At 75.2% G+C, this 12,373-nt stretch carries 11 protein-coding genes; 4 read left to right on the top strand and 7 right to left on the bottom strand.

All coding sequences use genetic code 11. From position 1 onward, the window contains the following. Positions 1-42: 42 nt before the first annotated feature. Both ACH9D3_RS07305 and ACH9D3_RS07300 read right to left on the bottom strand, forming a co-directional pair. Positions 43-1,296 carry an alpha-hydroxy-acid oxidizing protein gene (locus tag ACH9D3_RS07305; protein WP_396410426.1) on the bottom strand — a complete coding sequence of 418 codons (1,254 nt, stop codon included), beginning with the start codon at positions 1,294-1,296 and terminating at the stop codon, positions 43-45. A gap of 90 nt (positions 1,297-1,386) precedes the next feature. Further along, the gene (locus tag ACH9D3_RS07300; RefSeq protein WP_396410425.1) at positions 1,387-2,586 is read right to left on the bottom strand and encodes a nucleotide disphospho-sugar-binding domain-containing protein; all 1,200 of its coding nucleotides are present in this window, start codon (positions 2,584-2,586) and stop codon (positions 1,387-1,389) included. 172 nt (positions 2,587-2,758) lie between these two features. Here ACH9D3_RS07300 and ACH9D3_RS07295 point away from each other — a divergent pair, with 172 nt between their 5' ends. Further along, complete coding sequence (locus ACH9D3_RS07295; RefSeq protein ID WP_396410424.1) at positions 2,759-3,625, top strand: UbiA family prenyltransferase; 867 nt, start codon at positions 2,759-2,761, stop codon at positions 3,623-3,625. Then, a complete protein-coding gene (locus tag ACH9D3_RS07290; protein ID WP_396410423.1) occupies positions 3,622-5,061 on the top strand; it encodes an FAD-dependent oxidoreductase in 1,440 nt (479 codons plus the stop codon). The genes ACH9D3_RS07295 and ACH9D3_RS07290 overlap by 4 nt, the downstream gene beginning before the upstream one ends. Positions 5,062-5,086: 25 nt before the next feature. Here ACH9D3_RS07290 and ACH9D3_RS07285 read toward each other — a convergent pair whose 3' ends face one another. From ACH9D3_RS07285 to ACH9D3_RS07265, 5 genes are read right to left on the bottom strand one after another with little or no spacing between them, the layout of a single operon-like run. After that, entirely contained in the window at positions 5,087-6,268 is a 1,182-nt protein-coding gene (locus ACH9D3_RS07285; RefSeq protein ID WP_396410422.1) for a prenyltransferase, read from the bottom strand. Then, entirely contained in the window at positions 6,265-6,615 is a 351-nt protein-coding gene (locus tag ACH9D3_RS07280; RefSeq protein WP_396400891.1) for a lycopene cyclase domain-containing protein, read from the bottom strand. The genes ACH9D3_RS07285 and ACH9D3_RS07280 overlap by 4 nt, the downstream gene beginning before the upstream one ends. Beyond that, positions 6,612-9,098 (bottom strand): phytoene desaturase family protein, encoded by a 2,487-nt coding sequence (gene crtI, locus ACH9D3_RS07275; protein WP_396410421.1) that lies wholly within the window; start codon positions 9,096-9,098, stop codon positions 6,612-6,614. The genes ACH9D3_RS07280 and crtI overlap by 4 nt, the downstream gene beginning before the upstream one ends. Beyond that, positions 9,095-10,255, bottom strand: coding sequence for a polyprenyl synthetase family protein (locus tag ACH9D3_RS07270; RefSeq protein ID WP_396410420.1), 1,161 nt, complete (start codon positions 10,253-10,255; stop codon positions 9,095-9,097). The genes crtI and ACH9D3_RS07270 overlap by 4 nt, the downstream gene beginning before the upstream one ends. Before the next feature lie 5 nt (positions 10,256-10,260). Next, entirely contained in the window at positions 10,261-10,878 is a 618-nt protein-coding gene (locus tag ACH9D3_RS07265; protein ID WP_396400888.1) for a MarR family winged helix-turn-helix transcriptional regulator, read from the bottom strand. 38 nt (positions 10,879-10,916) lie between these two features. On the opposite strand from ACH9D3_RS07265, the gene ACH9D3_RS07260 reads away from it, so the two are divergent. Both ACH9D3_RS07260 and ACH9D3_RS07255 read left to right on the top strand, forming a co-directional pair. Further along, on the top strand, positions 10,917-11,720 hold the full coding sequence (locus ACH9D3_RS07260) for a glycosyltransferase (protein ID WP_396410419.1): 804 nt from the start codon (positions 10,917-10,919) through the stop codon (positions 11,718-11,720). Beyond that, a complete protein-coding gene (locus ACH9D3_RS07255; RefSeq protein ID WP_396410418.1) occupies positions 11,717-12,370 on the top strand; it encodes a hypothetical protein in 654 nt (217 codons plus the stop codon). Before ACH9D3_RS07260 ends, ACH9D3_RS07255 begins: the two co-directional genes overlap by 4 nt. The last annotated feature ends 3 nt before the right edge of the window (positions 12,371-12,373 follow it).

The following is a 12,373-nucleotide window of genomic DNA, read 5'->3' as shown; positions in this document are numbered from 1 at the left end:
CCGGCAGGACGCGGTTCCCGGTGCCGACCCCCGGGGGACGGATCAGACCCCGGGGGCAGGCGCGGCCCGGCGGGAGGGATCGGGGTGGTGGCGGGCGCCGAGCAGCTCGGGACCCAGCTCGGCGACCGTCCCGGCGCCCATCAGCTGCATGCTGACCCGCACCTCCTCGGCGAGCAGCTCGATCGCGCGCGCCACGCCCTGCTGCCCGCCGGCCATCAGCCCGTAGAGGTAGGCCCGGCCGATGAGCACGAAGTCCGCCCCGGAGCACAGCGCGGCGATGACGTCGGCGCCGCTCATGACCCCGGAGTCGAGGACCAGCTCGACGTCCTCGCCCACCTCGTCCCGCACCTCGGGCAGCGCGTGCAGCGAGGCGGGGGCGCGGTCCAGCTGGCGGCCCCCGTGGTTGGAGACCACCAGTCCGTCGGCCCCGGCGGCCAGGGACTTCCGGGCGTCGCCGCGGGTGAGCACCCCCTTCACGAAGAGCCGCCCCGGCCACACGGAGCGGATCCACTCGAGGTCCTCGTAGGACAGCGTCGGGTCGAACATGGCGTTCGTGATGGTGGGCAGGTCGGCGCTCGTGCTGGAGAGGGACGCGAACTTCAGGGAGTCCGTGGTCAGGAAGTCGAACCACCACCCCGGCCGGCGGGAGGCGTCGGCCACCGTGCGCAGCGTGAGCTTCGGGGGGATGACCATGCCGTTGCGCACGTCCCGCAGCCGCTGACCGGCCACCGGGGTGTCCACGGTGACGAGCAGGGTGCCGTAGCCGTGCGCCGCGGCGCGCTCCAGCAGGTCCCGGGACCTGGCCCGGTCCTTCCACAGGTAGAGCTGGAACCAGCGGGTGGCGTCCGGGCCGGCCGCGGCGACCTCCTCGATCGAGCGGGTCCCCATCGTGGAGAGCGTGAAGGGGATGCCGGCCGTCTCCGCCGCGCGGACCCCGCCGATCTCGCCCTCCGCGTGCATGAACCGGGTGAAGCCGGTCGGGGCGATGCCGAACGGCAGCGCGGACCGGGTCCCGGCGATGGTGGTGGACAGGTCCGGGGCGGCGATGCCGTGCAGGATCCGGGGCAGCAGCTCCACCGCGTCGAAGGCCTCCCGCGAGCGCCGGCTGGTCAGCTCGCGCAGGGCGGCGCCGTCCACGTAGTCGAACGCCGGGCGCGGGGTGCGGCGGCGGGCGATCCGGCGCAGGTCCCAGAGGTCCGCGGCCCCGGCCAGCCGGGCGGCGCGGCGGTCGAGGGTGGGGGTCTCGAACTGCATGAGCGGGCGCAGCTCGGACCACTGGGGCAGACGTCGCTCCATTGGGGGCCTCCTGACGGTCGGTGTGCTCCCGACCACACTACGACGCCGGTCCGCGCCCCCGGCAGCCGCGCACCGGGGGCGGTGCGCCGCTCAGAGGCCGGTGAGGACGTCGAGGGCGGTGCGCAGACCCTGCTCCTGCCGGACCGCGCGCCCCACGCGCTGCGCCTGCTCCCGGCGGGCGAGGGCGTCGCCCACGGCGGGGACCAGGCTCTCCGGCGCCAGCCTCCGGTACGGGATCGGGGCCGCGGCGATCCCGATCCGGTGCAGCTGCCGGCCCCAGAAGGGCTGGTCGACGAGGAAGGGCACCACCACGGAGGGGACGCCCGCGCGGGCCACCGTGTGCACGGTCCCGGCACCTCCGTGGTGGACCGCCACGGCCGCGTCCGGGAGCAGGGCGCCCAGCGGTGCGCTCGGCACCACCAGCACGTCGTCGCCGCGGTCGCGCACCGGCAGGGACAGCCCGCCCCACCCCGTGACCAGGAGGGTCCGCAGGCCGTGGGCGCGCGCGCTCGCCACGACGGCCCGCCCGCGCGCGGACGGGTCGCCGGCCGCCATGGAGCCGAAGGTGGCCACCAGGCAGGGCCCGCCCCGGACGAACTCGGCCACCGCCGGGTCCGGGGCTGCGGCACCGGACCCGGCGTCGGCGTGCCAGGCACCGGTCAGGTGCACCCTGGCCGGCCAGTCGGCGGGCCGGGGCAGCAGCTGCGGGCTGATCCCCATCAGCGTGGCGCGGGACGCCGCGGGAGCCGACGCCGCCAGGCCGCCCGGCAGCTGCCGGCACGCGCGCTCGACGTCCCCGCGGAACAGCCGGGCGCCGCCGCGGGGGACCGCGTAGGTCGCCCGGTTGAACCGTCCGAGGTCCTTCGAGACCGTCGGTCCGCCCGGCGCGGAGAACTCCTGCGTGGGCGTCGCCACCGGCACGAACTCGGCCAGCACCCGGGGGACGCCGAGCGCGCCCGCCACGGCCGGTGCGGTGAGGATCAGCGGGTGGTGCAGGACCAGGTCCGGGTCGAACGCCAGCGTCTCCTGCACCGCGGCGGAGAGCATGCCGCGCATCCCGGGCCCGACCTCCGAGCGGAAGTGGCGCACCGCCGTCCGCGGCGAGAGGCTCCCGGTGCCCATCAGCCGGTGGAAGTCCACCCGGAGGCTCACGGTGTCGAGCCCGGAGAGGTCGACCCCGGAGTTCTCCGGCACCCCGAGCCGGACCCGGTGGCCCCGTTCGGCGGCGTACCGGGCGAGAGCCGCGAACGGCTCCACGTCGCCGCGGGTTCCGGAGGTCAGCAGCATCATGCGCACCCCCTCAGTCTGCCCCGCGCCGGGGCCGGGCACGAACGGGGACGGCGGCGGACCCCGGTGGTGCGGGGCCGCCGGCCGCACTCCCCCGCGCGGGTCCCGGAACCGACGTAGTGTGGGGTGCACCCGGGCTCCCCGGGTCACCCGTCGTCCGAGGAGGTCCGCCGCCGTGCCCCAGGCCGGATTCGCCCCCGCCCTCCAGCGGATCGTCCACATCTCGCGGCCGGTGCTGTGGATCAACGCCCTGGGCACGGGCGTGGTGGGCATGTGGCTCGCGGGCTCGCTCTGGCAGTGGGAGGCGCTGCCGCTCCTGCTGTGGCTCACCCTCCCCTTCAACCTGCTGATCTACGGCGTCAACGACGTCTTCGACCAGGACACCGACGCCCTCAACCCCCGCAAGGGCTCGATCGAGGGCGCTCGCATCAGGTCCGAGGAGGTGCGCACGATCCTGGCCGCGGTGCTCGTCAGCAACGTGCCGTTCGTCGTCTGGTTCGCCGTCGCGCTGCCCCCGGCCGCGCTCGGCTGGATCGCGCTGTACGTCCTGGTCTTCGTCTTCTACTCGGCCCCTCCCCTGCGCTTCAAGGCCCGGGCGTACGTCGACTCGCTGAGCAACGCGGCCTACGCGCTGCCCCTGGTGTTCGTCCCCTACGCGCTCGGGGCGGCCCCCGTGTGGCCGGCTGCACTGGGCCTGATGGCCTGGAGCGTCGCCAAGCACGCGTTCGACGCCGTCCAGGACATCGAGGAGGACCGCGCGGTGGCCATCACGACGACGGCGGTCCGGCTGGGCCCGCGCGGGAGCGCGCTGTGGAGCGGTGGCTGGTGGGCCCTGTCCACGCTGGGCTTCGCGCTGGTCAGCCTCCCGGTGGCCGCGGTCAACGCGCTCATCGCGGGGTGGCTCGTGGGCTCCCTCCTGCGGGACCCGAGGCCGGAGACCGGGCACCGGCTCTACCGGCACTCCATCGCCTTCCCCTACGTCGCCGGCGCCGTCGCCGGCGTGCAGCTGACCGTGGCGCTGTTCTTCGGGCTGTACCCGTGAGCCGCGTCGTCGTCGTCGGAGGCGGCATCGGCGGGCTGACCTCGGCGGCCCTGCTCGGCCACGCCGGTCACCGCGTGACCCTCCTCGAGGCCGCCGAGCACCTCGGCGGCAAGAGCCGCCGCATCGAGGCCGCCGGCCAGCGCCTGGACACCGGGCCGTCCCTGTTCACGTTCCCGGGCGTGTGGGAGGAGCTCCTCCGCCGGCTGGACCGGCCGCGGGCCGGCGGCGGCGTGCGGCCGGGCGCGGGCGCCCGCCGGGCCGAGGAGACCGCCGGGCTCGAGCTGGAGCGCCTCGACGAGGTCGGCACGTACTACTACCGCGGCACCCGCTGCGAGCTCCCCGTCCCGCCCGGGCACCCCTGGCACGCGGCGTGGGCCCGTTTCGAGGCCGAGCACGGCGGGCTCGGCCCGGACATCACGCGGCTGCTGACCACGGACGTGCTGGACCGGGCGGCCCATCCCGCACTGGGCCGGCTCGGCCGGCTGTACGGGCGCAGGCTCACGACCCGCGACTACCTCGACAGCCTCACCTGGATGCCGGAGGGCCTGCGCGAGGTCATCGCCATCCACACCCTCAACGCCGGCGTCGGCCCCGCCCGGACCCCGGCCCTGTACGCGAGCATGCCCGCCGTCATGGCGCACGACGGCGTGTGGATCCCCCGGGGCGGGGTGTACGAGCTCGTCGAGGCGCTCCGGCGCCTCGCCGAGGACGCCGGGGTCGAACTCCGCACCGGCGAACCGGTCCGCTCCGTCACCCGCCGGCACGTCGTCACGGACCGGGGCACGTACCCGGCGGACGCCGTGGTGAGCGGGATCGACGCCCACCGGCTCGACGGGCTGCTCGGGGGGCGCGCCCCCCGGTCACCGCGCCGGCTCAGCTGCTCGGCGGTCGCGGTCTACGCGGTGCTCGACGCCGAGCTGCCCCCCGGCACGCCCCGGCACGGCGTGCTCCTGCCCGACCGCCCCGCCGACCTCTACGCCGACCTGGAGGCCGGGACCGAGCCCGAGCAGACCATGGCCTTCGCCAACCACTACCCCGCCCACGGGGTCTACCCCAACGGCGCGGCCACGCTCGCGCTGCTGCTGACCGTGCCGGCCAACGGGAGGTCCTACACCCTGGAGGACCCGTTCGTCGCCCGGGAGCTCGAGCGCACGGCGCAGGTGCTCGGGCTCCCCGAGCCGCTCCGGGACCGCTTCCGCAGCGTGCGGATCCTGGATCCCGCGTACTTCGCCGCGCACGGCTCGGAGGGCGGGGCGCTGTACGGCGCGGTGCGTCCGTCGTGGCGCAGCGGCCCGTTCCACGCACCGGCCCACACCAGCCCGCTGCGGCCGTGGCTGTGGCGGGTGGGCGCCTCCGTCCATCCCGGGGGCGGGCTGCCCGCCGTGCTGGGCGGCGCCATGATCTCGACCGGCAAGCTCCTCCAGCGCCTCCGGTAGGACCCGTCCGGGCGGCGGGACCGGATCAGTGGGCGAGCTCCCACGCCCGGAGCAGCAGCAGCGTCACGAGGAACCCGGTGAGGTAGTTCAGCCACAGGAACCGCCGCCACCCCCGGTTGGCGCGCTCGCAGCCGGCGTCCGTGATCGTCAGGAACGGCACGAGGTTGGCCAGGTAGGGCAGCACCAGGAAGGACGCCACCGGCCCGGGCCAGGGGACGAGCAGCATGAGCAGTCCCGCCACCAGGTAGAGCACGAGCGCCGCCCACACCGTGCGCCGGGCGCCCAGGACCGTGGCGATCGAGCGCAGGCCGCCCTCCTGGTCCGCCCGGACGTCCTGCACGGCCCCGAACGCCTGGGAGGCCATCGACCACAGGAAGAACCCGGCGCACAGGGCCACGACGCCCACCGACCACCCGGCTCCGGCGAGCACGAGGCCGTAGACGGCCGGGGACACGAAGTGGGCGGCGGAGGTCGCCGAGTCCAGGAACGGGACCTCCTTGAAGCGCAGCCCCTGGAGGCTGTAGGCCACCACCGCGAACAGACCGCCGCCGAGCACCCACGCCGCGGCGGTCCCGCCGGCCGGGAACAGGTACGCCAGGAAGGGCAGGGCCACCAGCACCGAGCCCACGAGGACCATCCGGTGCTCGGAACGGTCCACGAGCGCGCCCTCGACCCCGCCCTTGCGCGGGTTCCGGAGATCGGACTCGTAGTCGAAGACGTCGTTGATCCCGTACATCAGGAGGTTGTACGGGAAGAGGAAGAACAGCGTCCCCACGACCAGGGCCAGGTCCGGCCGGCCGGTGGTCAGGAGGTAGGCCGCGGCGAACGGGAAGGCGGTGTTGACCCAGGAGACCGGCCGGGAGGTCGCCACGAGGGTGCGCACGGTGGCCACGAGCCGGCCGCGCTCGGCCAGTCCCCACCACAGCGAGGGCAGCAGCAGCAGCGCGGCGAGCGGGTACGCGAGGTCCTCGACCGGGACGAGCCCGATCCGCAGCCCCGTGATGTGCCCGGCCCCGTAGTCGAAGAACCCGGCGGCGATCATGAGGTTGTCGAAGACGACCGTCAGGACCGCGAGCACCGCGAAGGAGATCCCCAGCACGGCCAGTGCCCTGCGCCGCGGGGGCGCCGGGGAGGGCCGACGGACCAGCAGGGTGGCCGGCACGAGGGCCAGCGCGAGGAAGACCGGGATGACGAGGGCGTAGGTCACGGGGCGTCCGCCCGGCCCGGGCCGGCCGCCGCGGACCGGCGCGCCAGCGCCTTCTCCGTGAGCCGGACCAGGTTCATGGTGAGGTAGCAGAGGAACACGAGGAACACGACCTCCTCGACCGGGATCTGCGGGGCGACCATCCAGCCGGTCGCGTAGTCGCTGGGGCTGTGCAGGAAGATCCCCAGGCTGATCCCGGCGACGTCCCAGGCGAGGAAGAATGCCAGCCCCGTGAGCAGCACGAGCGCGGCGCGGCGGGGCGCGTGGGCGAAGAAGAGCTCCTCCCGGACGTCCAGGAGCACCATCCCGGCCAGGCTGAGCAGCAGGAGGCCGAGGTACACGAAGCTCATCCGCGCGGCACCAGGGGCTCTGCCAGCGGTCCGGTGGAGGTGTCCCCGCGCAGGTCCTTGAGCAGGATCTCGGCACTGATCAGGCACATCGGCAGGCCGATCCCGGGGATGGTCGAGGACCCGCAGTAGTGCAGGCCGGCGACCTTGCGGCTGCGGTTGGCGCCCCGGAAGAACGCGGACTGCCTGAGCACGTGGGCGGGTCCCAGCACGTTTCCGCGCCAGGCGTTGAGGTCCCGCCGGAAGTCCTCCGGCCCCATCGTGTGCCGCACGACGATCCGCTCCCGCAGGTCCGGCACCCCCGCCCAGGCGGCGACCTGGTCGATCACCCGGTCCGCGACGGCCTCGACCCCCGGGGACCCGGCACCGTCCGGCCCGCCCGCGCCCAGTGCGGGATCGGCGGGGACGGGGATCAGCACGAAGAGGTTCTCGTGCCCCTCGGGGGCCACCCCGGGGTCGGTCGCCGAGGGCTTGCAGACGTAGACGGACGCGGGGTCCGGGATGCTCGTGGGCTCTTCGAAGATCGCCCGGAAGTTCGCGTCCCAGTCCGCGCTGAAGAACAGGCTGTGGTGCGGCAGCTCCGGCAGCTCCCCGCGCACCCCGAGCATCACGAGCACCGCGCCGGGGCCGGTCTGGCGCCTGTCCCAGTAGCGCTGGGGGTAGCTCTGCAGCTCGCGCGGGAGCAGCGCGGTCTCGGTGTGGTGCAGGTCCGCGGCGGAGACGACGACGTCCGCGGCGAGCTCGTGCTCCGCCCCGGCCGCGTCCCGCCACACGACGCCGGTGGCCCGGACCGGGCCGTCGGTCTCCCCGGTGGTGCTGATCCGGACCACGTCCGCCTCCGTCCGGATCCGCGCGCCGTGGGCGACGGCGAGCCGCTCGGCCGCCTCGATGATCCGGCGGAACCCGCCCTGCGGGTACTGGACCGAGTCCGTGAGGTCCATGTGGCTCATGAGGTGGTACAGCGACGGCGTCATCCGGGGCGCGCTGGCGAGGAAGACGGCCGGGTAGCCGAGCACCTGCCGCAGCCGGGTGTCCTGGACGGTCGCGGCGGCGAAGTCGTGCAGGGACCCGGTGAGGTGGCGTGCGAGCTCCGGCAGGCCGCGCACGACCGGCCGGGTGAGCAGCGGCGTGAACGAGGCGTAGGACGTGTAGAGGAAGTGGTCGACGGCGAGCTGGTAGGTCCGCTTCGCCGAGGCCAGGTAGGTCCGGACCCGGTTCCCGGCCCCGGGCTCCACGGACTCGAACAGCGCCACGGTGTCCTCGAGGTCCGAGCGGATGTCGATCGGCTGCGCGTAGCGCTCGCCGTAGACCCGGTACGCGGGGTCCAGCCGGACGAGCTCGAGCTCCTCCGCCGTGCTGGAGCCCATGAGCCGGAAGAAGTGGTCGAAGACCTCCGGCATGAGGTACCAGGAGGGCCCGGTGTCGAAGCGGAAGCCGTCCCGCTCGAGCCGTCCGGCGCGACCGCCCGTCGTCGTCCCGCGCTCCAGGACGGTGACGTCCCAGCCGTCCCGCGCGAGCAGGCCCGCGGCGGCGAGACCGGCGATCCCGGCCCCGACCACCACGACGTGCCGGCCGCGGGGCCCGGGGGCACGGCGGCGGGCCCGGGCCCGGGCGACGGCGGTCGCGGCGAGCGCGGCCTTGCGGGCGTTCGGCACCCGGATGCGGGAGCTCAGCAGCTCCTCGGCAGGGGTGGAACGGATCCGCACGGACAGCTCCCGGAACAGGTCGTGGGCGGTGAGGACGGCGGCGCGGGAGGTCCGCGGGAGGTCGTCGACCACGGCGCGGGCGGCGGCGAGGTCGGCGTCGATGTCGTCGAGGAGGCGGTTCTTCTCGGTCTCGGAGAAGTCCCCGGGCTCCACCCCGGGGAAGTACACGCGGCCGAGCTGACCGTAGTCCTCGGCCAGGTCCCGCAGGAAGTTGACCTTCTGGAACGCCGCGCCCAGGCGGCGGGCCCCCGCCACGAGCTCCGCCCGGCGCTGCTCGGGCACGGGACGGCCGGCCAGGAACACCTGGAGGCACATGAGACCCACGACCTCGGCCGAGCCGTACACGTACTCGTCGAGGGAGTCGGCGCTGTGCCGGTCCGCGCTGAGATCGGCGCGCATCGACGCGAAGAACGGGCGCACGAGGTCGGGGCCGATCTGCGCGTGGCGGGCCGTGCGGGCGAAGGCGTGCACCACGAGGTTGCTGCTGAACCCGCGCCCGATCGCGGCGTACGTCTCGTCCTCGAGGGCGTCCAGCAGCTCCCGCGACCCCTGCGGCGGGACCCCGGCACCCGCGCTGGCGCCGTCGACGATCTCGTCGGCGATCCGGACCAGGGCGTAGACGGCGTAGACGTGCGGTCGGACGTCCGGCCCCAGCAGGCGGCACGCGAGACCGAAGGACGTGGAGTAGCGGCGGATCACGGTCGCCGCGGCCTCCCGGGCGGTGTCGTCGTACCGGGCGGCGGCCTCGGCCGGGGACCCGGTGTGCTGGCCGGCCGTCACCGGATGCGCTCCGTGGCCCCGCCCACGATGCGGCGCAGGTCCCGGTCCAGGGTCGCGGGCAGCGCCGCGGTGTCGAGCAGGGACCGGGCCTCGTCCGCGCACTCGGCGACCATCTCCTCGACCTCGCGCCGGGCCCCGCACTCCTCGAGGAGCTCACGGGCCCGCAGGGCCTGCTCCCCGCTGATCTCGTGGCGGCCCAGGATCGCGTCCAGCTCCTCGGCGGCGGGGGTGCGCTGTGCGGCGGCGACGAGCATCGTGCGCTTGCCCTCCCTCAGGTCGCTGACCGCGGACTTCCCCGTGGCCTCGGGATCCCCGAAGACGCCGAGCAGGTCGTCCACGAGCTGGTAGGCGGTCCCCACGGTCCGGCCCAGGCGCCCGAGCACCTCGACGTGCCCGTCGGGAGCCCCGCCCAGCACGCCCCCGGCCTGCAGGGGGGTCTCGAAGGAGTAGACCGCGGTCTTGAGGCACGTGGCCGTGAGGATCTGCTCCCGGCCGGGACGGGCCCCGGGCAGGGTGTGGTCGACGTCGAGCAGCTCGCCCGCGGCCGAGGAGAACAGGGCGGTGTCGAGCAGGTCGAGCACGCGGGGCAACCGCTCGGGCGAGATCCCGGAGCGGGCCACGAGGCGGTACGCCCCGGCCAGGGCGAGGTCCCCCGCGATGACGCCCACGCTCGCGCCGTACTGGCGCGCCTGGTCCGGCCCCGATCCGGACGCGAACGCCCGGGTGGCCGCGGCGGCGTTGATGGTGGGTTGGTGCCGGCGCTGCTCGTCCTGGTCGATGACGTCGTCGTGGACGATGAGGGCGGTGTGCAGCAGCTCGAACGCGGCGCCGACGGCCTCGACCACCGGCTCCGGCTCCGGCTCGGGGTAGGCGCCGGCCGTGAGCCGGACGAGGTGGGGGCGGATCCGCTTGCCGCCGGTGCTGAGCCGGGCGACCTCGCCCCACAGCCGCGCGAACCCGGGGTCCACGGCATCCGCGCGACGGGTGGCCTCGGCCAGGAACTCGTCGAGGACGGGGGCCCGGGTGGGGTCCCTCCCGTCGCCCTGCCCGGCACGCACCCCGGTGCCCGGACTGGCGCCCGAGAACGCCGATTCGCGCGAGAAGACCGTCACCATGCCCCCATTCCACCACAGTCCTTCGATAATCGAATCGATCATGTGTGTCACACCGCACGCGGGGGCGCCCCTGGTGCCCCCGCGTCCGCCGTCCCCCGCGCCGTTCCCTCGCCGGGCCCACCGTCCGCGGCCGTCGGGGCCTCCCCCGCCCGGCCCCCGGCGCGGCGGACCGCCTCGGTGAGCTGCGGCAGGCGGCGCCGCAGGACCTCGATCTCCTCGTCGGCGCAGTCGTCCAGCACGGCCAGCACCTCCTCGCTCATCGCCGAGAACATCTCCCGGCCGGAGCGGTAGGCCTGTTCGGTCGCGTGGAGGCTGACCTCCCGCCGGTCGCGGGGATCGACGGCCCGCACCAGGTGCCCGGCGGAGACCAGGCGCTTGATGACCGTCGTGGTCGCCGAGCCGCTCAGCACCAGCCGGCGGGCGATGTCCCCCACCCGGATCGGCCGGCCGGCACGATTGGCCTGCATGACCTCGTTGAGGGCGTGCACGTCCTTGTGCGCCAGACCGTAGCGGCGGCGGACCTGGTCCGCGTAGCGCTCGGCCTCGGTGCTGAAGTGCTGCAGCAGGAACAGCACGTCGAACCCCCGCCGCCCGTGGTGCGCGCTGACGCCCGGATCCGGTGCCGGGGCGCCGGACGTGCTGGTCGTGCCCTCGTCGGACTGCATGTTCCGAGTCTAGGGCGCGGACGCGGGACAATGGGGCCATGACGGAGAGCAGAGACCGGACCGGACCGGACCACCCACTCCGGGAGGGCCACGGCGTCCCAGGAGTGTCGGTGGTCGTGCCGGCTCGCGACGACGCCGTGCACCTCGCCCGCTGCCTGCGGCTGCTGGCGGCCCAGACCCGGCCGCCGGACGAGGTCGTGGTCGTGGACAACGCCTCGAGCGACAGCACCGCCGAGGTCGCCCGCGCCGCCGGGGCCCGCGTGGTGCCGGAGCCCGTGCGGGGCATCCCCCCTGCCGCGGCCACCGGCTACGACGCCGCCCGGGGGGACGTCGTGGTGCGCTGCGACGCGGACAGCGTTCCCGGTCCGGAGTGGATCGCCGGGCTGCTCGCGGCCCTCGGCTCCCGCCCGGACGTGGTCGCCGTGGCCGGGCCGGGCCGGTTCCTCGGCCTTCCGCCCGGACTGGGCCGGCTGCTGTCCGCGCTCTACATCGGCCTGTACGTGCTCACCACGTCCGCCGCACTGGCCCACCCTCCCCTGTTCGGCACCAACATGGCGATGCGCCGGTCCTGGTGGCTCGAGGTCCGGGACGGCGTCCACCGGCACGACCCGGAGCTGCACGACGACTTCGACCTCAGCTTCCGCCTGGCCCCGGGGGACCGCATCCTCTTCCGGCCCCGGCTGTCGGTGGGCATGTCCCCGCGGGCGCTGCGCGGCGGGCGCCCGGCCGTCCGCCGGCTGGCACGGGCCTTCCGGACGATCGGCCTCAACTGGGCCGACGAGCGCCCGTGGGAGCGGTGGCAGGCCCGCCTGGGCCACCGCCTGCGCGGGGGTGGCGCATGAGCCGGCTCGCCCTCGCGGTCCGGTGGGTGGGACCTCTCTCCGTGCTGCTCACCGCCCTGTTCTTCGACGCCGTGGGCGCCTCCGTGATGATGCTCGTGTGCCTGGCCATCACCATCACGTGGCGGGCCCGGCTGCCCGCGGCCCTGGAGATCACCACGGACGTGACGCTGCTGGTCGCGGCCTGGAGCTCGGTGCTCCTGCTGTACGAGGAGTACGCGTACTGGGACCTGGTCGTCCACTTCGCGGCCACCGCGGTGCTGGCCGAGCTCACGCTGCGCGCCCTCCGGCGCTGGACCCGGCTCGAACCCAGCGGTCCGGTGTCCCACGTGGTCGTGGTGAGCTCCCTGGGCGCGGCGCTGGCCCTGCTGTGGGAGTACCTCGAGTTCGTCGGCTACTGGCTCGTGGACCCCCAGGTGAACGTGGGCTACCTCGACACGATGGGCGACCTCGCCGCCGGCCACGCCGGGGCCCTGCTCGCCGGGATCCTCGGCGCCCGGGCCCGGCACCGGGCGGACCCGGGCGGCCGCGCCCGGGCGGCCGACGAGGGCACCGCGGACAGCACCACCGCGCAGGACCGCGGCACGGGTCCGGGCACGACCACGAGCTCGGACTCCCGCCGGAGACCGGACACCACCGAGGAGAGGGACTGACCC

Origin of the sequence: Kocuria kalidii (assembly GCF_044462225.1) — a bacterium.
In the GTDB taxonomy this organism is placed as follows: Bacteria; Actinomycetota; Actinomycetes; order Actinomycetales; family Micrococcaceae; genus Kocuria; species Kocuria kalidii.
This window is presented reverse-complemented; position numbering and strand designations above follow the sequence as displayed.

What these genes read in the sequence shown, in the direction of transcription:
- ACH9D3_RS07260 (WP_396410419.1), top strand. Translation starts at nt 10,917, where the DNA reads ATGACGGAGAGCAGAGACCGGACCGGACCGGACCACCCACTCCGGGAG.
- ACH9D3_RS07265 (WP_396400888.1), bottom strand. Translation starts at nt 10,878, where the DNA reads ATGCAGTCCGACGAGGGCACGACCAGCACGTCCGGCGCCCCGGCACCG.
- ACH9D3_RS07300 (WP_396410425.1), bottom strand. Translation starts at nt 2,586, where the DNA reads ATGATGCTGCTGACCTCCGGAACCCGCGGCGACGTGGAGCCGTTCGCG.
- ACH9D3_RS07280 (WP_396400891.1), bottom strand. Translation starts at nt 6,615, where the DNA reads ATGAGCTTCGTGTACCTCGGCCTCCTGCTGCTCAGCCTGGCCGGGATG.
- ACH9D3_RS07305 (WP_396410426.1), bottom strand. Translation starts at nt 1,296, where the DNA reads ATGGAGCGACGTCTGCCCCAGTGGTCCGAGCTGCGCCCGCTCATGCAG.
- ACH9D3_RS07270 (WP_396410420.1), bottom strand. Translation starts at nt 10,255, where the DNA reads ATGATCGATTCGATTATCGAAGGACTGTGGTGGAATGGGGGCATGGTG.
- ACH9D3_RS07255 (WP_396410418.1), top strand. Translation starts at nt 11,717, where the DNA reads ATGAGCCGGCTCGCCCTCGCGGTCCGGTGGGTGGGACCTCTCTCCGTG.